Annotated in this window: 19 protein-coding genes; 6 read left to right on the forward strand and 13 right to left on the reverse strand. The window is 66.8% G+C overall.

All coding sequences use genetic code 11. The features are described from left to right. Positions 1 to 22 precede the first annotated feature (22 nt). From ACVOMH_RS05280 to purM, 6 genes are all read right to left on the reverse strand, one after another. Positions 23 to 706 (reverse strand): DUF3108 domain-containing protein, encoded by a 684-nt coding sequence (locus tag ACVOMH_RS05280; RefSeq protein WP_481551257.1) that lies wholly within the window; start codon positions 704 to 706, stop codon positions 23 to 25. 2 nt (positions 707 to 708) lie between these two features. Further along, positions 709 to 1476, reverse strand: a complete 768-nt coding sequence (locus tag ACVOMH_RS05285) for a DUF3108 domain-containing protein (RefSeq protein WP_481551258.1) — start codon at positions 1474 to 1476, stop codon at positions 709 to 711. Positions 1477 to 1539: 63 nt separating this feature from the next. Beyond that, positions 1540 to 2199: a phosphoribosylglycinamide formyltransferase gene (gene purN, locus ACVOMH_RS05290; RefSeq protein WP_481551259.1), complete on the reverse strand. Its 660-nt coding sequence runs from the start codon at positions 2197 to 2199 to the stop codon at positions 1540 to 1542. Then, positions 2196 to 2804, reverse strand: coding sequence for a DUF2238 domain-containing protein (locus tag ACVOMH_RS05295; protein WP_481551260.1), 609 nt, complete (start codon positions 2802 to 2804; stop codon positions 2196 to 2198). The genes purN and ACVOMH_RS05295 overlap by 4 nt, the downstream gene beginning before the upstream one ends. Positions 2805 to 2847: 43 nt before the next feature. Beyond that, on the reverse strand, positions 2848 to 3291 hold the full coding sequence (locus ACVOMH_RS05300) for a hypothetical protein (RefSeq protein ID WP_481551261.1): 444 nt from the start codon (positions 3289 to 3291) through the stop codon (positions 2848 to 2850). A 26-nt stretch (positions 3292 to 3317) separates the two neighbouring features. Then, positions 3318 to 4376 carry a phosphoribosylformylglycinamidine cyclo-ligase gene (gene purM / locus ACVOMH_RS05305; RefSeq protein WP_481551262.1) on the reverse strand — a complete coding sequence of 353 codons (1059 nt, stop codon included), beginning with the start codon at positions 4374 to 4376 and terminating at the stop codon, positions 3318 to 3320. Between the two features lie 98 nt (positions 4377 to 4474). On the opposite strand from purM, the gene ACVOMH_RS05310 reads away from it, so the two are divergent. Genes ACVOMH_RS05310 through hda form a run of 3 tightly spaced genes read left to right on the forward strand, consistent with a single transcriptional unit; the run spans position 4475 to position 7481 of the window. Then, on the forward strand, positions 4475 to 5605 hold the full coding sequence (locus ACVOMH_RS05310) for a DUF2066 domain-containing protein (RefSeq protein WP_481551263.1): 1131 nt from the start codon (positions 4475 to 4477) through the stop codon (positions 5603 to 5605). Then, positions 5602 to 6777 (forward strand): AI-2E family transporter, encoded by a 1176-nt coding sequence (locus tag ACVOMH_RS05315; RefSeq protein WP_057506397.1) that lies wholly within the window; start codon positions 5602 to 5604, stop codon positions 6775 to 6777. Before ACVOMH_RS05310 ends, ACVOMH_RS05315 begins: the two co-directional genes overlap by 4 nt. Then, a complete protein-coding gene (gene hda, locus ACVOMH_RS05320; RefSeq protein WP_481522925.1) occupies positions 6774 to 7481 on the forward strand; it encodes a DnaA regulatory inactivator Hda in 708 nt (235 codons plus the stop codon). The genes ACVOMH_RS05315 and hda overlap by 4 nt, the downstream gene beginning before the upstream one ends. Here hda and murU read toward each other — a convergent pair whose 3' ends face one another. The 4 genes from murU to ACVOMH_RS05340 all read right to left on the reverse strand — a co-directional run bounded on the left by murU (position 7482) and on the right by ACVOMH_RS05340 (position 11091). Further along, positions 7482 to 8195 (reverse strand): N-acetylmuramate alpha-1-phosphate uridylyltransferase MurU, encoded by a 714-nt coding sequence (gene murU, locus ACVOMH_RS05325; protein ID WP_481522926.1) that lies wholly within the window; start codon positions 8193 to 8195, stop codon positions 7482 to 7484. Further along, complete coding sequence (locus tag ACVOMH_RS05330; protein WP_481551264.1) at positions 8192 to 9205, reverse strand: aminoglycoside phosphotransferase family protein; 1014 nt, start codon at positions 9203 to 9205, stop codon at positions 8192 to 8194. The genes murU and ACVOMH_RS05330 overlap by 4 nt, the downstream gene beginning before the upstream one ends. Before the next feature lie 50 nt (positions 9206 to 9255). Further along, entirely contained in the window at positions 9256 to 9525 is a 270-nt protein-coding gene (locus ACVOMH_RS05335; protein ID WP_054658605.1) for a GlsB/YeaQ/YmgE family stress response membrane protein, read from the reverse strand. A gap of 72 nt (positions 9526 to 9597) precedes the next feature. Next, positions 9598 to 11091 carry a M20 family metallopeptidase gene (locus tag ACVOMH_RS05340; RefSeq protein ID WP_481551265.1) on the reverse strand — a complete coding sequence of 498 codons (1494 nt, stop codon included), beginning with the start codon at positions 11089 to 11091 and terminating at the stop codon, positions 9598 to 9600. Between the two features lie 195 nt (positions 11092 to 11286). On the opposite strand from ACVOMH_RS05340, the gene ACVOMH_RS05345 reads away from it, so the two are divergent. Beyond that, positions 11287 to 11619 (forward strand): ComEA family DNA-binding protein, encoded by a 333-nt coding sequence (locus ACVOMH_RS05345; RefSeq protein ID WP_054658609.1) that lies wholly within the window; start codon positions 11287 to 11289, stop codon positions 11617 to 11619. A 446-nt stretch (positions 11620 to 12065) separates the two neighbouring features. On the opposite strand, the gene ACVOMH_RS05350 is transcribed toward ACVOMH_RS05345, so the two are convergent. Then, positions 12066 to 13469: a GntP family permease gene (locus tag ACVOMH_RS05350; RefSeq protein ID WP_481551266.1), complete on the reverse strand. Its 1404-nt coding sequence runs from the start codon at positions 13467 to 13469 to the stop codon at positions 12066 to 12068. A gap of 160 nt (positions 13470 to 13629) precedes the next feature. On the opposite strand from ACVOMH_RS05350, the gene ACVOMH_RS05355 reads away from it, so the two are divergent. Together ACVOMH_RS05355 and ACVOMH_RS05360 are read left to right on the forward strand one after the other, a co-directional pair. Next, entirely contained in the window at positions 13630 to 15870 is a 2241-nt protein-coding gene (locus ACVOMH_RS05355) for a TonB-dependent receptor (RefSeq protein WP_481551267.1), read from the forward strand. Positions 15871 to 15986: 116 nt separating this feature from the next. Next, positions 15987 to 19349: a hybrid sensor histidine kinase/response regulator gene (locus ACVOMH_RS05360; protein ID WP_481551268.1), complete on the forward strand. Its 3363-nt coding sequence runs from the start codon at positions 15987 to 15989 to the stop codon at positions 19347 to 19349. 51 nt (positions 19350 to 19400) lie between these two features. On the opposite strand, the gene ACVOMH_RS05365 is transcribed toward ACVOMH_RS05360, so the two are convergent. After that, positions 19401 to 19763: a carboxymuconolactone decarboxylase family protein gene (locus ACVOMH_RS05365; RefSeq protein ID WP_481551269.1), complete on the reverse strand. Its 363-nt coding sequence runs from the start codon at positions 19761 to 19763 to the stop codon at positions 19401 to 19403. A gap of 42 nt (positions 19764 to 19805) precedes the next feature. Continuing rightward, positions 19806 to 20114 (reverse strand): ArsR/SmtB family transcription factor, encoded by a 309-nt coding sequence (locus ACVOMH_RS05370; protein WP_481551576.1) that lies wholly within the window; start codon positions 20112 to 20114, stop codon positions 19806 to 19808. Positions 20115 to 20156: the final 42 nt, after the last annotated feature.

Below are 20156 nucleotides of genomic sequence, written 5' to 3' on the forward strand. Positions count from 1 at the left end.
GGCTTTTTTATGGCAGCGTGGGTCAGTGGATCGACTTGATGGTCAGGTCCAGTGCGTCCTGGCCGTTTTCCCGTTGCAGCAGGCGCGCCGGCACCGGCATGCCGGCCACGATCCAGGCGATCTGCTCCTTGTTGCCGTCCACGCGCGAGACTTTGGTGGCCTCGCGCGGCTTGCCGTCGATCGTGACGTTTTCCTTGCCGATCACCCGGTAGGTCATCGGCTTGATGCGGCCGTCGTCGACCATGCGGTAGCTCAACGGTTTGCCGGCGGCCAGGTCGCGCGCGATGGCGAGGTTGATCAGCAATGCATCCATGTCGCCATCGCGCAGGCGGATCGGGCCGCGGCGTTCGGGTTTCACATCGCCACTCCAGGTGGCCTGCTTGCTGTTCCAGTCATAGCTGGCATCGACCTGCTTGCGCTTGACCAGCAGCACCGAGCGGTCGTGGCTGCTGAGCGGGCGCAGTTTGCCGGCCAGCTCATCGAATACCGTGCTCTGGCTCAGATCGGCCATCGGGTTCTTGATCTGCAGGCTGTAGCGCCAGCGATTGGCGCCCTCGGCGGCCAGCGTCATCACGCCATTGGCCTGCATGCCCATGTAGCTGGCCTGGTAGTTCGCGGTGAAGGGCTCCAGCGCCAGTACCGGCAGGCTGGCCAGGGCCAGGACGGCGGTGGTGGCGATACGAAGCAGGCTCGGAATACGGTTCATGCTCAGGCTCCTTGGTATTCGATCAGGCGCAGGTCGATCTCGTCCTTGCCGTCTTTGCGTTGCAGGATGCGCACCGGGGTGGGTACGCCATTGGCGATCCACAGGACGGTTTCGTCATTGCCGCCGTTGGTGCGGTAGACCCGCAGGGCGTCATAGCTCAGGTCGCCGATCTGGACGTTCTCGGTGGCGTCGGCGGCCCGGTATTCGTACTGGCGGACGCGGCCGACATCGACATAACGGTACTGCAGCGTCTGCCCGGGGCGGGCGTCGCGCATCAGTGACAGATTCAGCAGCAATGCGCTCTGGTCGCCGCGCTGCAGCGGGATGGGCTGCTGCCGTTCCTTTTTCAGGTCGCCCTGCCATTGCGCGGTGCCGGTCTGCCAGTTGTAGACGCCGGTGACTTTCTTGCCCAGGAACAAGGCCTTCTTCACCGTGCTCTGGCTGAGCGGGGTGTAGACGCTGCCCTCGTTGTTGAAGACGGTGCTCTGTTCCAGATTCAGCCCCAGCACGCTGGCGAATCCGCGTTTGCCGCGGACGGCCATATCCACCCGCCATTGCGCGCCTTCGCTGTGCACCACGCGCAGCGTCGCGTCACCGGCTTCCTTGCCCTTGTAGAAGGCCTGGTAGGTGGCCACGAACGGTTCCAGCGCCGGCGCGGTCCATTCGGTGGCCGGCAAGGGCACTGCCGGTGCCGAGGGCTGCTGTGCGGAGGCGCCTGCCGCTACCAGCAAGGTGATCGGCACCAGCGATTTGAATGGCGCGAATGTCATGCGGGACCAGGTCCGTAAGGGAAGGAGGATCATGCCAGCCGACCGGTTGGCGCTATGTGGGGATCAGGCGCAAAGGGTTCCGGCGGAATCTAGGCGCAGCGGCCTAAACAGGGACTGACCATACAGGCGGATGCGGCCATCCTGTTCAGTTACGCGGCCGGTCGCGAGCAGGCGCACACTGGCCAGCAGCAACGGGTGCTCCACCGCCAGTACCCGTGCCGCCAGCGATTCGGGTGTGTCATCGGCCAATACCGGTACCCGGGCCTGGGCGATCACCGCCCCGGCGTCCAGTTCAGGTACGACGAAGTGCACGCTGGCGCCATGTTCGGTGTCGCCGGCCTCGATGGCGCGGGCGTGGGTGTGCAGCCCCTTGTGCCGCGGCAGCAGCGAGGGGTGGATGTTGACCAGACGGCCGCTGAAACGCTCGACGAAGCCGGCGCCCAGGATGCGCATGTAGCCGGCGCAGACGATCCAGTCCGGATTGCAGGCGGCCACCGCATCGCCAAGCGCTTCATCGAACGCCTCGCGGCTGGCGAAGTCCTTGGGCGAGCGCGCCCAGCGCGATGGGGCGGGCACCTTGTCCAATGCACGGGCGCCGGGTCGGTCGGAAAATACGCCGACGATCCGCGCCTCCAGCTGGCCGGCGGCGATGCCATCGATCAGGCATTGCAGGTTGCTGCCGCGCCCGGAGGCGAGCACCGCGATACGGGGAGGGACGGTCATCGTGTGGATTTCCTGGTCAATGGCCATGTCAGCAGGCTGCCGAGCGTAGCCAGCAGCATGTCGGCGTGTGCGTCCCAGATGTCACCTTGCTGGCCGTTGTAGGCCTCGGCCGCATCCGGTGACAACAGCAGTGCGATGCCCCACTCGAACCATTCGTAGACCAGGCTGGAGCACATGATCACCATCACCGCCAGGCTGAAGGCCTGGCCGCCACGCAGCGCCGGCCAGCCATGGCGCGCCAGCTGGGCCAGCGCCGGGGTGAAGCACAGGCCGTAGAGCACGTGGATCAGCCGGTCGAAATGGTTGCGTTGCCAGCCGAAGGCCGCATCCGGTGACCAGCCGGTCAGCGCCTGCGCCCACAGATCATAGGGAATGTTCGAATACAGCCAGCGGGCGCCGATGCTGTGCAGGGCGATGAAGCCGCAGATCGCCACGAACGCGCCATTGCTCAAGGGCCAGCGGCGGTCCACCCACCCCAGCGCTGCCAGGCCGATGATGGTCAGCGAGCTGTGCAGGGCCTGCTCCAGCGGCCACATCGGTTTGATCCATGTGGCGATGAACACCGCCAGCACGGCGAAGAAAGCGGCTTTCTTGGTGGCGCTCATGCAGGGTGGCGCGGCAGCAAGGCAAGTGGAGACGGTGCGGGTTTCAAGCGAACGCCGCCTTGACCGGCGGTCGCATCAGCACGATCAGGGTGAATATCCCCAGGACCGTGCCGAAGGGCATCAGCATGCAGGAGAGGGCGGCCACCACCAGACACAGCGTGTAACGCCGGCGTTGCGTCAGGCAGCGTCCGGCGTAGGCCATGAAGCCGGCCAGGGTCAGTCCGCAGACGATCATCACCCCGGCGAAGATCACGAAGATCCAGCCGAACATCTCCGGGGCGATGGGCGGGTTGCCCGGGTGGGTCGGCTGCATCGGCAGCGTGCCATTGACCATGGCCAGCCCCATCACCAGGTGCAGCACCGGGAACAGCGAAAACAGCCCGGTGATCGCCGCCACCACATAGTGGAAGATCGCCAGCAGCCGCAGCTGGCTGGCGTTGTCCTCGGCCAGCGCTGGCGGCGGGACAGGGGGATTCACTGCATCCATGAGTGGCTCCTTGCTGATCGGCGGTTTCAGCCGATCCGCACGCGCTCGCCGCCGGTGGCGGGCACCACTTCACCGATCTGCCAGTGCGCCAGCGCCAGCGCATCGAGCGCGGCGTTGATGGCAGCCACTTCGGCGGCCGGTACGGCCAGCACGAAGCCGATGCCGCAGTTGAAGGTGCGCCACATCTCGCTGTTGGCGACATTGCCTTCGCGCTGCAGCCACTGGAACACCCGCGGCAGGGTCCAGCTGCGGGCATCGATGGTGATGCCCAGGCCCTCAGGCACGACCCGGATGATGTTCTCGGTCAGGCCGCCACCGGTGATGTGGGCCATGCCGTGAACCGAAGCGCCGTGCGATTTGAGCAGCGACAGGATCGGCTTGACGTACAGGCGGGTCGGCGCCATCAGCGCGTCCAGCAGCGGTGTGCCATCTTCCAGCACCACGTCGGTCGGGCTGCCGGCACGCTCGTAGATGCGGCGCACCAGCGAATAGCCGTTGGAATGCGGGCCGGAGGAGGCGATGCCGATCAGCACATCGCCCTGGGCCACGGCCGAGCCGTCCTTGAGCTCGCTCTTTTCCACGCCGGCGACGGTGAAACCGGCTAGGTCGTACTCGCCCGGCGCGTACATGTCCGGCATCTCTGCGGTTTCGCCGCCGATCAGCGCGCAACCGGCCTCGGTGCAGCCGTTGGCGATACCGCCCACGACGGCCGCGGCGGTGTCGATATCGAGCTTGCCGGTGGCGAAGTAGTCCAGGAAGAACAGCGGCTCGGCACCTTGCACCAGCACGTCGTTGACGCACATGGCGACCAGATCGATGCCGATGGTGTCGTGGCGGCCCAGCTGCTGGGCCAGCTTCAGCTTGGTGCCGACGCCGTCGGTACCCGACACCAGTACCGGCTCGCGGTACTTGTTGGACAGGTCGAACAGGGCGCCGAAGCCACCCAGTCCGCCCATCACTTCAGGACGGAAGCTGCGCTTTACCAGCGGCTTGATGCGCTCGACCAGCTCGTTGCCCGCGTCGATGTCGACACCGGCGTCACGGTAGGTGAGGGGAGAGTTGGCAGAGGTCGGGGAACTGGTCACGGGCGGCTGCACTGGCGGAGTGAACGGTCGATTTTAACAGGCCACGTTGGCGCGAAGGCCGCATTCGGGCAACAATTCCCTCCGGAAACCGTCGAGCAATGGAAATTTCAATGCGTCGCAGCCTGGTCACAATCCTGTTTCTGGCGCTTTGCCTGCCGGTGCCGCTGGCGTGGGCGCAGTCCAGCACGCGTACCGAAGGTGACGTTGCCAGTGCCCGCGGCGCCTACGAGGCCGAGGTGCCGGTCAACAGCCAGGCCGATGCGGACCGCAACGGAGCGCTGGCCCGGGCGTTGGGGTCGGTGCTGGCCAAGCTGTCGGGTGACCGCAGTGCGATGACCCGCCCGGGTGTGGCGCAGGCGCTGCGCAATGCCAAGGACTATGTCGAAAGCTACGACTACCGGCAGGACCAGGGCACCTCCTCCACCGGCGCGCCGAGCTTCCGCACGATGCTGGTGGCGCGCTTCCGCCAGGACGATGTGGACGGACTGGTGGCCGCGCTGGGACTGCCGGTGTGGCCACAGCCGCGGCCCAAGCCGGTGGTGTGGCTGGCCATTGACGATGGCAGCGGTCCGCGTCTGGTCGGCGTGCAGCAGTCCAATGCGGCGCGGGTGTTGCTGGATCGCGCGGTCGAGCGCGGTTACAAGCTGGGGTTGCCGGCTGGCGGCGCGGCCGAGCAGGCGCTGGTCGGAGCGATCTGGCGCGGCGACACGGCGGCGGTGGCACGGGCCTCGGCGCGCTATTCACCGCCGATGCAGCTGATCGGCAAGCTTTACCGGGGAGCTGGCGGCTGGGTGGCCGACTGGGTGTTCGTGGATGGCGGCCGCGAGTTGTCGCGCTGGACCACCCGTGATGGCGATGCCCGCCGGGCGATGGCCGGTGGTGCCGATGGTGCGGCCGATGCGCTGGTCAAGCGCTATGCCAAGGCGTCGGAGTCGGGCAAGGCCGGCGTCTACCGGATTGCGGTAAGCGGTATCCACAGTGCCGACGATTACCTGCGGCTGGCCGCCTCCCTGCAGGGCGTGCCGGTGGTCAAATCGATCATCCCGGTGCAGGCCAGCGCCGACCGGCTGGTGCTGGATCTGGAGTTGATGACGGGTCTGCCGGGCTTCAACCGGATGCTGGGCCAGGATGCGGCCTTGCAGCCGCTGGCACCGGTGGTCGCCAGTGGAAGCGATGAGCCGGCGTCCACGGCTCCCGCATACCAGCAGGCCGAGTACCGCATCCGATGAGCCATTCCGCCGAAGAGGAAATCGCGCTGTTCCTGCGCCGCCTCAAGTGGGTGGTGCTCAGCGCTTTCGGTCTGTGGGTGACCTGGTTGCTGGCGCCGATCCTGACGCCGTTCGTGATCGCCCTGATGCTGGGCTGGCTGGGTGATCCGCTGGTGGATCGGCTGGAAGCGCGCGGGCGCTCGCGCAACACCGCGGTGATTCTGGTGTTCGTGCTGATGACCCTGCTGGTCATACTCGCGCTGCTGATCCTGGTGCCGATGATCCAGCGCCAGATTTCCACGCTGGCGGCGGCACTGCCGCAGGCGCAGGACTGGCTGGTCACCAAGGCGATTCCGTGGATCGAGCAGAAGAGCGGCCTCCAGATCATGGCGTGGCTGGCCCCGGAAAAGCTGTTCGACTGGGTGCGCAGCCACTGGCAGCAGGCCGGCGGTGCAGCGACCGCACTGTTCGGCTATGTCTCGCGTTCGGGCTTTGCGATGGTGGCACTGGTGGTCAACCTGGCGCTGCTGCCGATCCTGACCTACTACTTCCTGCGCGACTGGGACAAGCTGATCGAACGGGTGGCCTCGCTGATCCCGCGCAACCATATCGAGACCGTGTCGCGTCTTGCCAGGGAATCCAACGACGTGCTGGGCGCGTTCATCCGCGGCCAGATCGCGGTGATGATCGCGCTGGGTGTGGTGTACGCCGCGGGCCTGTCGCTGGTCGGATTGAACCTGGGGCTGTTGATCGGCCTGGTGGCCGGGCTGATCAGCTTCATCCCGTATCTGGGGGCGACCACCGGCGTGGTACTGGCGATCCTGGCGGCGCTGGTGCAGGCACAGGGCATCGACCTGCAGCTGCTGGTGCTGGTGGGGGTGGTGTTCACGGTAGGCCAGCTGCTGGAAAGCTACGTGCTGACGCCGCGTATCGTCGGCGACAAGATCGGTCTGCATCCGGTGGCGGTGATCTTCGCGGTGATGGCCGGTGGGCAGCTGTTCGGCTTTCTGGGCATGCTGCTGGCGCTGCCGGCGGCGGCGATCATCAATGTATTGCTGCGGTATGCGCATGAGCGCTATCGCCATAGTGAGTTGTATGCCGGCCAGCAACAGGCGTCGGTGATCGTGGTGGATCCGCGTGGTGACACGCTCGCGGACGGAAAGATCGTGTTGAAGGACGTTGAACCGAAGTGAGCGTGCCGCAGTTGCCCCTGGTCTTGCGCTATCCGCCAGACCAGCGATTCGAGAATTTCATCGGTGCGCCGGATGGCGTGCTGGCCCAGTTGCGTGCGATTGCGGCTGGCAGCAGTCGCGATTGGACCTATCTGGCCGGCGCCGCCGGGACCGGCAAGACCCATCTGGCCTTGGCGCTGTGCGCGGCGACCGAACAGTCGGGAAGGGCTCCGGCGTACTTCCCGCTGGCCGCGGCGCAAGGCCGTCTGCGTGATGCGCTGGAGGCGCTGGAAGGGCGCGAGGTCATTGCGCTCGATGGCCTGGAGGCCATTGCCGGGCAGCGCGAGGCGGAGGTCGCATTGTTCGATTTCCACAACCGCGCACGCGCCGCTGGCGTGACCTTGCTCTATACCGCGCGGGCCACGCCCGAGGCGCTCGGACTGGTGCTGCCGGACCTGCGCTCGCGGCTGTCGCAATGCGGACGCATCCTGCTGTCGCCGCTGGATGATGAAGGGCGCGGTGCGGTATTGCGCGAGCGCGCCATCCGCCGGGGACTGGCACTGGATGAGGCCGCCATCGACTGGTTGCTCACCCGCACCGATCGCGACCTGAGCGGATTGGTGGCGCTGCTGGAACGACTGGACCGCGAATCGCTGGCGGCCAAGCGCCGCATCACCGTGCCGTTCCTCAAGCGTGTGCTGGAAAGCCTGCCGCCGGAAGCCTGATCAGGCGTTTTCCCCGCGCAGCTGGAGCTCCAGCTGGTGCAGGCGTTGCGGTGTTCCCACATCGGTCCAGTGGCCGCGATGGTGCTGGCCCGTCACCAGGCCGCGGGCCATCGCCGCACGCAGCAGCGGCGCCAGCTTGAAGCGCGGCGGTCGCTGTGTGCTGCCGTCGTCCTCCCCGATCACCTGCTGCCAGTCGCGCAGCAGTGCCGGCGCATATAGCCCGACGCCGGAGAAGGTCAGGCGCGCTAGTGTGCCCTGGTCGTGCATCAGGCCGTTGCCGTCCAGAATGAAATCGCCATGCGGGTGATGCTCGGGGTTCTCGACCAGCACCAGGTGGGCCAGGCCTTCCGGCCGGGCGGGAAGCCGGGCGAAGTCGAAATCCGTCCAGATATCGCCGTTGACCGCGATGAATGGCGCGTCCCCCAGCAGCGGCAGGGCGTTGAGCATGCCGCCACCGGTTTCCAGCGGAACCGGGCCTTCCTGGATGAAATGCAGCCGCAGATTCCAACGGCTGCCATCGCCGAGTTGCTGCGGAAACTGCGCGGCCAGCCAACTGGTGTTGATCACCACCTCCTGGATTCCGAGCGCGGCCAGGCGTTGCAGATGCCATTCGATCAGCCGCTTGCCGGCTACGGCCAGCAGCGGTTTGGGCGTGTGGTCGGTGAGCGGGCGCATGCGCTCGCCCAGCCCTGCCGCAAAAATCAGGGCTTTCATGGGATTTCCCGGGCCGCCAATGCAGGTTTGATCAGCGACTCCAGCAGCGTGGCCAGTGGCGCCAGCTGCGGATGACGCGGCAGCACTTCTTCCAGATAGGCGATGAAGCGTGGCACGTCGGCGAGGTACTTGGATTTGCCGTCGCGGTAATGCAGCCGCGCGAAGATGCCCAGGATCTTCAGATGGCGCTGCACGCCCATCCAGTCGGCATCGCGCAGGAACACCGGCAGCGGTGGCACCGGGATACCGGCGGCCTGCGCGCGCTGGTGGTAGTGCGTCAGCCAGCCGTCCACGCGCTGCAGGGGCCAGCTGAGGAAGGCGTCCTTGAACAGGCTGATCGCGTCATAGGCCACCGGTCCGCGTACCGTGTCCTGGAAATCCAGCACCGCCGGGCCGTCTGCCACCGGCATCAGGTTGCGCGGCATGAAGTCGCGGTGCACCAGCACGCGGGCCTGTGCGTGGGCGTTGTCCATCAGCCGGCGCTGCACCAGCTCCAGCTGTTCGGACTGGTCGCAGTCCAGGGTGATGCCGAGGTGGCGGCCGAGGAACCATTCCTCGAACAGCCCCGCATCGCGTTGCAGCAGAGCCTCGCCGAACTCGCCCATCCCCGCCGGTGCGGGGATCCGCTGGATCGCCAGCAGCTGGCTGATCGCCGCATCGAAATGCGCATCGGCGTTGTCCGCGTCCAGGATCAGCGCCAGGGTCGGACCGCCGAGGTCTTCCAGCAGCAGGAAGCCGTTGTCCACGTCACGCTGCAGCACCTGCGGCACACGCACACCATGGTGTTGGAACAGGTCATGGATGCGCAGCCACGGGCGCACATCCTCCTTGTCCGGCGGCGAGTCCATCACGATGCGGCTGGCGCCGGCGCCCTGGCTGCGCCAGTAGCTGCGGAAGCCGGCATCGACGGAGGCGCGATGCACGGTGGCGGTGGCATCGCCCAGCGCATGACGCGCCCAGTCCAGACGTTGCTGCGCGCGGAGATCTTCGGAGGAGATATCAGGGGTCATCAGGCAGAGGGTTGCCTGCCCGGTGGGACAGGCGCAAAAGGAGTCAGGACTCAGCGCTTGCCGCTGACCAGGCGCAACAGCGCAAGGATGGCGACGGCGCCGAGGATGGCGCCGAGGAAACCGGCCGGTTGCCCGGCGGTGTACCAGCCCATCTCGCGACCGAACCAGCCGGCGAACACCGCCCCGGCGATGCCGAGCACGAGGGTCAGCAGGCAGCCCATGCGGTTGTTGCCGGGCATGAAAAAGCGCCCGAGCAGGCCGACAACGAAGCCGATCAGGATGATGTACAGCCAGCTGTCGCTGCCAAACAGTCCGCTCATGTGCCCGCCTGCCATAAAGAAAGACGCAGCCTAGCAAGGCCAGGCTGCGTCCGTCATCAAGCGCTCAGTCGCTCAGCAGCAGCCGTGGCCGCCGTGGCGGGTGCCGCTGTCGGCAGCCACCGGCGAACCGCTGGTCTCGCCACGCAGGCTGGCGGCGTGGTGGTCGAACAGCACCTTGGACACGCAGGAGGTGACGCGCTTGCCCATCGGGATGTGCAGGAACTCGTTCGGACCGTGGGCATTGGAATGCGGGCCCAGCACGCCGGTGATCATGAACTGCGCACCCGGGAACTTTTCGCCCAGCATGCCCATGAACGGGATCGAGCCACCTTCGCCCATGTACATGGCCGGCTTGCCGAAGAACGCCTGGCTGGCATCGTCGATCGACTTCTCCAGCCACGGCGCCATCGCCGGCGCGTTCCAGCCTGTGGAGGCCTTTTCCAGCTCCAGGCTGACGTGGGCACCGTTCGGCGGGTCACGCAGCAGGGCTTCCTTCAGCAGTTCGCCGCAGGTCTTGCCATTGGCGGTCGGCGGCAGGCGCAGCGACAGTTTCACCGAGGTTTCCGGACGCAGCACGTTGCCGGCCGATTCCAGCGGCGGCATGCCACCGATGCCGGTGACCGACAGCGCCGGGCGCCAGGTGCGGTTGAGCACCAGTTCGGTCAGCTCATCGCTCATCGGCTTGAGGCCGTCGACCAGCGGGAACTTGTCGAAGATGGCGGTATCGACCACGTCGGCGGCGCGCTTGGCCTGTTCCAGGCGCTCGGCCGGGATCTCGGTGTGCAGGCCGTCGAGCAGGATGCGGCCGGTGTTCTCGTCCTCGATGCGCGACAGCAGCTGGCGCAGCAGGCGGAAGCTGGACGGCACCACACCGGAGGCATCGCCGGAGTGCACGCCCTCGTTGAGCACCTTGACCGTGAAGTTGCCGCCAGTCAGGCCGCGCAGCGAGGTGGTGCACCACAGCTGGTCGTAGTTGGCGCAGCCCGAATCCAGGCACACCACCAGCGACGGCTGGCCGATACGCTCGGCCAGGTGGTCGACGTAAGCCGGCAGATCGTAGGAACCGGATTCCTCGCAGGCCTCGATCAGGATCACGCAGCGGGCGTGCGGCAGACCCTGTTCCTGCAGCGCGAGAATGGCGGCCAGCGAGCCGAAGATTGCGTAGCCGTCGTCGGCACCGCCGCGGCCGTACAGCTTGTCACCGCGCAGCACCGGCTTCCACGGACCGAGGTCATCGTCCCAGCCGGTCATTTCCGGCTGCTTGTCCAGGTGACCGTAGAGCAGCACGGTGTCGTCGCCGGTTTCCGGGCCGGTGGCCGGGATTTCCAGGAAGATCAACGGGGTGCGGCCTTCCAGGCGGACCACTTCGACCAGCAGGCCGGGGATGTTCTGCGCCTTGGCCCAGCGCTCCATCAGGTTGACGGCCTGATCCATGTAGCCATTGGCGACCCAATTGGCGTCGAACATCGGCGACTTGTTGGGGATGCGGATGTAATCGACCAGTTGCGGGACGATATCGGTGTCCCACTTGTCGCTGAGAAATTGGCCGATCTTGGCGCTGTCCATGTGGAACTCCGGTAGCAATGTCAGGTGCAACCATTCTACGCCGACGGCTTGTAGGGTTTTTCCTACACGCGATCGGGTAGTTCGCTGGCTGTGTCACAGCGGTGTGACGGATACGCTGTGTTCAAGTGGCGCGGGACACTGGTTTGGCCGGCGGGGATGCCGGCAACTCCAATCCAAACCACAAGGAATGCAGCGATGAAGCTTTTTACCGTGACGCTCAAGTCATTGGTTCTGGCGTTGTTGTTGACCGCATCGGCGTATGCCACGGACAAGGTCGACATCAATACCGCCTCTGCGGCGGAGCTGGACCGGGTATTGGTGAATGTCGGCCCAGCGAAGGCGCAGGCAATCGTCGATCACCGACAGGCAAACGGACCCTTCAAAAGCGTCGAGGAACTGGCGCTGGTCAAGGGGATCGGATTGAAGACGGTCGAACGGAATCGGGACCAGATCGAAGTGGGGGCCGGAGCTGCCCCCGCCAAGAAGGCTGCCACGACGGCGGCTGCCAGACCGATAGAGCGGCGCTGAGCGGAACGGAATCGCATGAGACCACAGAGGGACAGGTGGTCCAGGGAGCCCGATCGAGCCGGATGCTCACAGGCAGGATGCCGGGGGAAGGCAGGATGCCAACATGGATGTAGAGATCGCCTGGTGATGCACAGTGACGTGCAGCCGGGCGATTTTTTTTGGGGGGCTTACGCAGGAGGCGGAGCACGGACCTGCCAGGCGGCCGATAGGGGGCAGCGGTGCCCGGGGATGGGAGCCCCTGCGTCCGGACCGGTGCATCTGGCCAGCGCCGGGAGGGAGCGCGCTGGCGCAGCGATTGCCCGGGTGATACCAATGCGAAGGCCGGCACGTGGCCGGCGTGTCTGCACGATTCCCGACGCGCGATGGCAGAGCCGTGGCCATGGCGCCGGTCTGTGGCTGACCCGGATGGTGCGCGCCCTGGGAGCCAGGGCGGGCTCAGCGCCGGATCAGACCAGCCCGGTGGCGTAGTAGACGCCGATGATCGCAAACACCGCCAGGGTCTTGATGATGGTGATGGCGAAGATGTCCTTGTAGGACTGGCGATGGGTCAGGCCGGTCACCGCCAGCACGGTGATCACCGCGCCATTGTGCGGCAGGGTATCCATGCCGCCGGAGGCCATCGCCGCCACGCGGTGCAGCACCTCCATCGGAATGCCGGCGGCCTGTGCGTTGGCGATGAAGCTGTCGGCCATCGCCGCCAGCGCGATGGACATGCCGCCGGAGGCCGAGCCGGTGATACCGGCCATCGCCGTCACCGACACCGCTTCGTTGACCAGCGGATTGGGGATCGAGCCCAGCGCGTTGGCCACGACCAGAAAGCCGGGCAGGGCGGCAATCACCGCGCCAAAACCATATTCCGAGGCAGTGTTCATCGAGGCCAGCATGGCGCCGCCGATGGCCGACTTGGTGCCCTCGGCAAACGCGCTGACCACCGGCTTCCAGGCGAAGGCGATCACGCTGAGGATGCCCACCAGCAGCGCGCCCTGTACCGCCCAGATGGCGGCCATCTTCGACACTTCCTGGACCACCGGTGCCGGATTGCCGATCACCGCCGGGATGAAGGACTGGCTTTCACCGTAGAAACCGGGAATCCAGCGGGTGAACAGGTAGTTGGAAACGCCGACCAGCAACAGCGGCAGCAGCGCCACCGCCGGATGGGCCAGCGCTTCGCCGCGGAAGGGCTCCGGTTCGTTGAGCAGCGGCGCGCTGCCGGCATAGCCTTCGCCGGCGGCCATTGCGGCGCGGCGGCGCCATTCCAGATAGCCCATGCCCAGCGCCAGGATGATCACCGTCCCAATCACGCCCAGCGTCGGTGCGGCCCAGCTGGTGGTGCCGAAGAAGCTGCTGGGAATGATGTTCTGGATCTGCGGCGTGCCCGGCAGCGCGTCCATGGTGAAGGTGAAGGCGCCCAGCGCGATGGTGCCGGGAATCAGCCGCTTGGGGATATTGCTCTGGCGGAACAGCTCGGCGGCGAACGGGTAGACCGCAAACACCACCACGAACAGCGACACGCCGCCGTAGGTGAGCAGACCGCAGACCAGCACGATGGAGAGCATCGCCCGCTGTGCGCCGACCAGCTTGATGGTCGCACTGACGATGGATTTGGAAAAACCCGAGATCTCGATCAGCTTGCCGAACACCGCGCCGAGCAGGAACACCGGGAAGTACAGCTTCAGGAACCCGACCATCTTGTCCATGAACAGCCCGGTGAACATCGGCTGGACCAGCGACGGATCGGTCAGCAGCACCGCGCCCAGCGCCGCCACCGGCGCGAACAGGATCACGCTGTAGCCACGGTAGGCCACGAACATCAGGAAGCACAGGGCCGCCAATACGATCAGAAACGACATCCACGGCTCCCGGCCAATCACGTTGCCGGCGAGTATCCGCAGCCCGGACCGGGCGGCCCACTGTACGAAGGGACGATACGCGGCCGCCTAACGTCCCGTTAACGTGCGCAGCATGGCGGCATCCGCATGCCGCTACGTCATACCCGGGAGGAGGGAGACAATGAAGCGTAAGTATCTGAGCATGGCCATCGGTGGCATCCTGCTGGCGCCGGCCGCATTCGTGCAGGCACAGGAACAGAAGGCCGTACCAGCCGGCACCCAGGCCACGCAACTGGACGAGGTGACCGTCACCGCACGCCGCCGCAGCGAGTCCATCCAGGACGTGCCAGTGGCGGTGAGCGCCTTCGGCGAGGAGCAGATCAAGGATCTGCAGGCCTCGACCGTGGAAGGGCTGCAGGGCGCCGTTCCGAACATGAACATCGCCCAGGGCCGTGGTTCGGCCAACAGTGTCAACGTCTTCATCCGCGGCATCGGCCAGCCCGACGCGCTGCAGACCTTCGATCCGGGCGTGGGCATGTACGTCGATGACGTCTACTACTCGCGCATCAACGGTGCACTGTTCTCGCTGTTCGACATCCAGCAGCTGGAAGTGCTGCGCGGCCCGCAGGGCACCCTGTACGGCAAGAACTCCACCGGTGGCGCGATCAAGCTGACCACCAAGAATCCGTTCGACAACGAAGGCGGCGCGGTGGAAGTCACCGCCGGCGACTACGGCCGCCTGGAAGGCCGCTTCTATGTGTCGGGCAAGTTGAGTGACACCGTGGCTGCCAGCATCGCCGGGGCCAAGATCACCAACGACGGCTACGTGAAGGATGCCGTTACCGGCAAGCACTACAACGATGACGACACCGAGGCGCTGCGCCTGAAGCTGGCATTCAAGCCGACCGACAATTTCAGTGCGGTGCTGTCGCTGGATACCACCCGGCAGGATGCGGCCTTGACGCTGGGCCGGCCGATGGCGCCGCTGCTGCAGACCAGTCTGGCCCCGGCCGGCGTGATCGTGCTGCAGCCGGGCGAAACCGGTGAATGGAACCGTCGTGCGCAGACCTCGTTCACCGATGGCCAGGGGCAGTACCTGAAGCACTCCGGTGCCTCGCTGGCGATGGACTGGGACATCAATGAACAGTGGATGCTCAAGAGCATCAGTTCCTACCGCAAGCTCAAGACCCAGTCGTACATCGACATCGACGCCTCCGAATACGAACTGGGCGACGTGCTGGTGGCGCTGGACCAGGACCAGCGCAGTCAGGAGTTCCAGCTGCATTACGACAACGGTTCCAACGTGCATGCCACCTTCGGTGCGTACTACATGAAGGAGAACGTGCCGTCGTACCAGGAAGCCTACGCCGATGACCTGTTCTCGTTCCTGGGCGCCAAGGTGCCGTTCCTGCGCACGATCCGGGACGATCTGAGCACCACCTCGACCGCCGCGTTCGCCCATCTGAACTGGGAGTTCGTACCGACCTGGACCGTGGCCGCCGGCGTGCGCTGGACCAAGGACAAAAAGGACTACGACCGATCCACCAGCACCTTCTGGGGTGCCCCGTTCGCCAGCCTCAATGGAACGGTGGCGTTCGATGCCAGGGCCTCGTGGACGGCGGTAACGCCGTCGATCAGCCTGCAGAAGGAATTCAGCGACGACCTGATGGGCTATGTGTCGGCCAACCGCGGCTTCAAGTCGGGCGGCTTCAACGGCCGCGCCAATACCGTCTATGACACCCAGAACGCCAAGTTCGATCCGGAATACGTGTGGACCTACGAGCTGGGCCTGAAGGGCAGCTCGGCCGACCGCCGTTTCCGCGGCAGCGCGGCGGCGTTCTACAGCAACTACAGCGACTTCCAGGCCCGTGTGTCGCAGGACGTGGGCACCTTCCCGGTGCTCAACGCGGCCAAGCTCAACATCAAGGGCATCGAGCTGGAAGGCAGTGCGCTGTTGGGCGAGGCCACCACGCTGAGCGCGCAGCTGGGCTGGATGGACGCCAAGTACGACAAGTTCGAGGACTTCCGCCTGGATCCGTCCTACCCGGGTTTCGATCCGAACGTGAGCCACGACCACGTGCCGTTCTCGCCGGACTGGACCGCCCGCGTCGCCCTGCAGCATGTGTTCTCGCTGGGTGACAACGGCAACCTGACCTTTGGCGGGGATGTCTCCTACCGGGGTGACACCTGGCTGTCGGTGGACAACCGTGCAGTGCTCAGCCAGGACGCCTATACGCTGGTCGGTGCCTACGGCGTGTGGGATTCGCCGCAGATGGCATGGCAGATCCGCGCCGGTGTGCGCAACCTGACCGACAAGCAGTACAAGACCGAAGGCCAGGAGTTCGCCAGCGTCGGCAACATCCAGACCGCCTACTACGGTCTGCCGCGCAACTGGTACATGTCGGTGCGTTACAACTTCTGATCGGCTGATCGGAAGCAACCTCGGGCGGCGGCATGTCTGACGGCATGCCGCCGCTCTCGTATTCTGTGTCCGCCTCCGCCGATGGGGGCGATCAACGGCAAGGGGATGCGGCAGGCATGTTGAGTCTGGTCACGGTGGCGCTGGCGGGGCTGGCCTGGCTGGCGCTGATGTTCGGCACGGCGCTCTACGGCGAGCGGCGTCCGGCCGCGTTCGCACGGCATTGGCGGCATGTGTATGCGCTGTCGCTGGCGGTGCACTGCACCTCGTGGACCTTCTACGGCACGGTGACCCAGGCCAAGCGCTATGGCTGGCCGCTGCCGCCGACCTTCGTCGGCGCGATCCTGTTCTATGCGCTGGCCATGGGGGTGATGGTGCGGCTGGTGCGGCTGGCGCGCGAGACCAACGCCACCTCGCTGGCCGACCTGATCGCCGCACGGCTGGGACGCGATGCGTGGCTGGCGGCCACGGTCACGCTGGTGACGGTGCTGGGCCTGATTCCCTATATCGCGCTGCAGCTCAAAGCGGTGGCGATGAGCTTCAGCATGATCACCTTCCGCTCCGCCGATGCCGGCCAAGGCGGGGCGCTGTGGCACGACAGCGCGCTGTATGTGGCGCTGGCGATGGCGCTGTTCGCGATGCTGTTTGGTGCGCGCCGGGCCAGTGTTTCCGAACACAACCGCGGGCTGGTGCTGGCGATGGCGGTGGAGTCGCTGTTCAAGCTCACCGCGATGCTGGCGCTGGGCGCGTTTGTCTGGTTCGGGCTGGGGGATCTGCCGGCGGTCGCCGTGGCGCCATCCCCTTCGCCGGCCCCGGCCCCGGCCCCGGCCGGCGGTTTCGTCCCGCTGGTGCTGCTGGGCGGACTGGCGATGTTCCTGCTGCCGCACCAGTTCCATGTCGGGGTGGTGGAGTGCCGGGATCCGGCCGATGTGCGCACCGCGCGCTGGCTGTTTCCGCTGTACCTGCTGCTGATCGCGCTGCCGATCCTGCCGCTGGCCCGCGCCGGCACCGCGCTGCTGGGCGATACGGTGCCCAGCGACATGTACACCCTGGCGCTGCCATTCGCCGCCGGCCATGAGGGTATCGCGCTGTTCGCATTCCTCGGTGGCCTGAGCGCAGCCACCGGCATGGTGGTGGTGAGCACGCTGACGCTGAGCCTGATGATCGGCAACCACTGGTTCGCGCCGGGGCTGCTGCGCGGGGTGTGGGCGCGCGCCGGCGGCGGCGACCACCGCGGCGAGCTGCTGTGGCTGCGGCGCACCGGCATCTGCGTGATCATGCTGCTGGCCTGGGCTTACAGCCGGTTGATCGGCGGTGGCAACGTGCTGGCCGATATCGGTGCGGTGTCGTTCTCGGCGCTGGCCACCCTGCTGCCGGTGCTGGGGTTTGCGATCTGGCGGCCGCAGACGCCGCCGCGCGCGGCTATTGCCGGGGTGCTGGCCGGTTTCGTCACCTGGGCGTGGGTGCTGCTGGTGCCGTCGCTGCTGGAAGGCGGCGGACATGCGCCGTCGTGGCTGGCGCACGGGCCCTTCGGCTGGCACTGGCTGGCGCCGGAAGCGCTGTTCGGCCTCACCGGCTGGAGCCCGCTGGGCCGCGCGGTGGGGGCCAGTTTCTTTGTGGGTACGGCGGTGACGCTGCTGGCGATGGTGTGGCGGCGCGACACCCCGCATCGCGCCAGCCGCAATCTGGATGCCGATACCCTGCGTGATGCCGGTCGCCGGTTCCTGCCACACGAGCGGGTGGAACTGTTGCTGGCCGAGGCGCCGCGCAACGGCGCGGTACCGGCGTCGATCGAGGCGCAGATCGAGCGCGAGCTGTCGGCGGTGCTGGGTGCGGCGTCGGCGCGGCTGCTGCTGGATGCAGCGCGCAAGGAAAGCGGACAGCTGGCCACGGTAGCGGCGATCGTCAGCGAGGCGTCACTGGATCTGCGTTTCAACCAGCAGGTGTTGCAGGCGGCGCTGCAGAACATGAGCCAGGGCATCAGCGTGATCGACCGCGAGCAGCGGCTGGTGGCATGGAACCGGCGCTATGCGCGCATGTTCGGCTTTCCGGAGGAGCTGCTGCAGGTCGGGCGGCCGATCGGCGATCTCACTGCGTGGGCACTGGAGCGGATGCCGGCGCGCGGGCAGGGCGAAAAAGCCGCCGAGCGGCGTCTGGCCTTCATGCGTGCCGGTACCGCACACCTGACCGAGCGGGTATTTCCCGATGGCAGCATCGTCGAAATCCGCGGCAACCCGATGCCGGGGGGCGGCTTCGTGGCCACCTTCACCGATGTCACCGCATTCCGCCGCAACGAGCGCGAACTCAAACGCAGCAACGAGACGCTGGAGCAGCGCGTTGGTGAGCGCACCGCGCTGCTGGAATCGGCCAAGCGCGAGGCCGAGCGCGCCAACGATGCCAAAAGCCGCTTCCTGGCCGCGGTCGGCCACGATCTTCTGCAGCCGCTGCATGCTGCGCACCTGTTCACCGACACGCTGGCGCAACAGGTGGAAGCGCCGCAGCAGAAGCAGGCGGTGGTGCAGATCCGCGGCGCGCTGGATTCCACCACCGATCTGCTGACCGGCCTGTTCGACATGTCGCGCCTGGAGGCCGGGGGGCTGGTACCCCAGCCGCGCGCGCTGCCGCTGGCCGAAGTGCTCGATCCGCTGGCCTCGGAATTCCGCGCGCTGGCCAACGCGCGCGGGCTGCGCTTCGGTTACGTCTCCACCGGCGCCTGGGTGCACAGCGATCCGCAGCTGCTGCGGCGGGTGCTGCAGAATTTCCTGGCCAACGCGGTGCGGTATACCGCCCGTGGGGGCGTGCTGCTGGGCGTACGTCGCCACGGGCAGACGCTGCGGGTGGAGGTGCATGACACCGGGCCGGGCATTGCCGATTCCGAACGCGCGGCGATCTTCGAGGAATTCCGCCGTGGCGAGGATGCCGCCGGACAGGGGCTGGGACTGGGACTGGCGATCGCCGACCGCATTGCCGGCCTGCTTGATGCGCCGCTGTCGCTGCGCAGCCGGGTCGGCCATGGCACCGTGTTCGGAGTGACGCTGCCGGCCGTGTCACGGCCGGTGCCGATGCCATCGCCGCCGTTGCCGCGCCCGGCGCCCGGCAGCGGACTGCCGGTGCTGGTGGTGGACAACGATCCGATGGCGTTGCAGGCGCTGGCGACACTGCTGCGCGGCTGGGGCTACACGGTGGCCGAGGCGGCCGGTGAGGCGCAGGCGGTGGCGGCGATGGAGCGCGAGGCGGCGAGCTTGTGGCTGTTCGACTACAACCTGGATGACGGCGATACCGGCACCGCGCTGCAGGCGCGGCTGGGCGAGCGCTTCGGGCCGCGGCCAACGCTGATCCTCAGCGCCGATGACAGTCTGGCCACGCGCCGCGAGGTGATGGAGCTGGGTCTGACCCTGCTGCACAAGCCGGTGCGGCCCCTGGCATTGAAGTCGATCATGGACCGCCTGCTGGCCTCGCACCGGCTGGCGGTGGTCACCTGACAGGTGGCATCGCAGCAGCCCGACCGCCAGGCCGGGCCGCTTGCGGCGGGTTCAGGCGGCGCCGGTCGCGTTACTGAACTCTTCATAGGCGGCCAAGGCGTTGGCCGCATACATCAGCGACGGGCCGCCGCCCATGTAGACCGCTACGCCCAGCATCTCGCGGAACTCTTCCGGTGTCGCGCCCAGGCGTACCAGCGCCTTGGCATGGAAGCCCAGGCAGCCGTCGCAGCGGTTGGCCACGCCGATGGCCATGGCGATCAGCTCCTTGGTCTTCTCATCCAGCGCACCGGGCGCCATCGCAGCCTTGCCCATGGCGTTGAAGCCTTGCATCACTTCGCTGTTGTGGGTGCGCAGCGCGGTGAGATTGCGCGAGATGTCACGGGTCAGCTCGGTGTAGGACGGGGTGGCGGACATGGTGGTTTCCTTGGGTTGGGCGGGGGAGGGGTAGGGCATGGCTCAGCGGTGCGGCCTGTCCGCGCTGGCGTGTGCGCCGCAGTAGGCCGCGTGGAGCGCCTGCATCACGCCCAGTGCCGGGCTCTGGGCCAGCGAATAGAAGATGGTCTGTGCGTCGCGACGGGTCAGCACCAGCGCCTGTTCGCGCAGCACCGCCAGGTGCTGGGACAGCGCCGACATCGACAGATTCCCCAGCGCCTGCAGTTCGCCCACCGAGGCTTCGCCTTCCACCAGCCGGCACAGCACCCTGAGCCGGGCCGGATGGGCCAGCGATTTGAGCAGGCGTGCCGCCTGTTCGGTATGCACGCCCATCTGTTCGTAGTCCTGGTTGCTCGGTGGTGCTGCGGCAGGGAT

The sequence above is a fragment of the Stenotrophomonas sp. STEN013 genome (assembly GCF_056760355.1).

Excerpts from the sequence above, each read along its gene's own strand:
- ACVOMH_RS05330 (WP_481551264.1), bottom strand. The coding sequence starts at position 9,205 with ATGACCCCTGATATCTCCTCCGAAGATCTCCGCGCGCAGCAACGTCTG.
- purN (WP_481551259.1), bottom strand. The coding sequence starts at position 2,199 with ATGACCGTCCCTCCCCGTATCGCGGTGCTCGCCTCCGGGCGCGGCAGC.
- ACVOMH_RS05360 (WP_481551268.1), top strand. The coding sequence starts at position 15,987 with ATGTTGAGTCTGGTCACGGTGGCGCTGGCGGGGCTGGCCTGGCTGGCG.
- ACVOMH_RS05295 (WP_481551260.1), bottom strand. The coding sequence starts at position 2,804 with ATGAGCGCCACCAAGAAAGCCGCTTTCTTCGCCGTGCTGGCGGTGTTC.
- murU (WP_481522926.1), bottom strand. The coding sequence starts at position 8,195 with ATGAAAGCCCTGATTTTTGCGGCAGGGCTGGGCGAGCGCATGCGCCCG.
- ACVOMH_RS05365 (WP_481551269.1), bottom strand. The coding sequence starts at position 19,763 with ATGTCCGCCACCCCGTCCTACACCGAGCTGACCCGTGACATCTCGCGC.
- ACVOMH_RS05370 (WP_481551576.1), bottom strand. The coding sequence starts at position 20,114 with ATGGGCGTGCATACCGAACAGGCGGCACGCCTGCTCAAATCGCTGGCC.
- ACVOMH_RS05335 (WP_054658605.1), bottom strand. The coding sequence starts at position 9,525 with ATGAGCGGACTGTTTGGCAGCGACAGCTGGCTGTACATCATCCTGATC.
- ACVOMH_RS05310 (WP_481551263.1), top strand. The coding sequence starts at position 4,475 with ATGGAAATTTCAATGCGTCGCAGCCTGGTCACAATCCTGTTTCTGGCG.
- ACVOMH_RS05300 (WP_481551261.1), bottom strand. The coding sequence starts at position 3,291 with ATGGATGCAGTGAATCCCCCTGTCCCGCCGCCAGCGCTGGCCGAGGAC.
- ACVOMH_RS05280 (WP_481551257.1), bottom strand. The coding sequence starts at position 706 with ATGAACCGTATTCCGAGCCTGCTTCGTATCGCCACCACCGCCGTCCTG.
- ACVOMH_RS05340 (WP_481551265.1), bottom strand. The coding sequence starts at position 11,091 with ATGGACAGCGCCAAGATCGGCCAATTTCTCAGCGACAAGTGGGACACC.
- ACVOMH_RS05345 (WP_054658609.1), top strand. The coding sequence starts at position 11,287 with ATGAAGCTTTTTACCGTGACGCTCAAGTCATTGGTTCTGGCGTTGTTG.
- ACVOMH_RS05350 (WP_481551266.1), bottom strand. The coding sequence starts at position 13,469 with ATGTCGTTTCTGATCGTATTGGCGGCCCTGTGCTTCCTGATGTTCGTG.
- ACVOMH_RS05355 (WP_481551267.1), top strand. The coding sequence starts at position 13,630 with ATGAAGCGTAAGTATCTGAGCATGGCCATCGGTGGCATCCTGCTGGCG.
- ACVOMH_RS05315 (WP_057506397.1), top strand. The coding sequence starts at position 5,602 with ATGAGCCATTCCGCCGAAGAGGAAATCGCGCTGTTCCTGCGCCGCCTC.
- ACVOMH_RS05285 (WP_481551258.1), bottom strand. The coding sequence starts at position 1,476 with ATGACATTCGCGCCATTCAAATCGCTGGTGCCGATCACCTTGCTGGTA.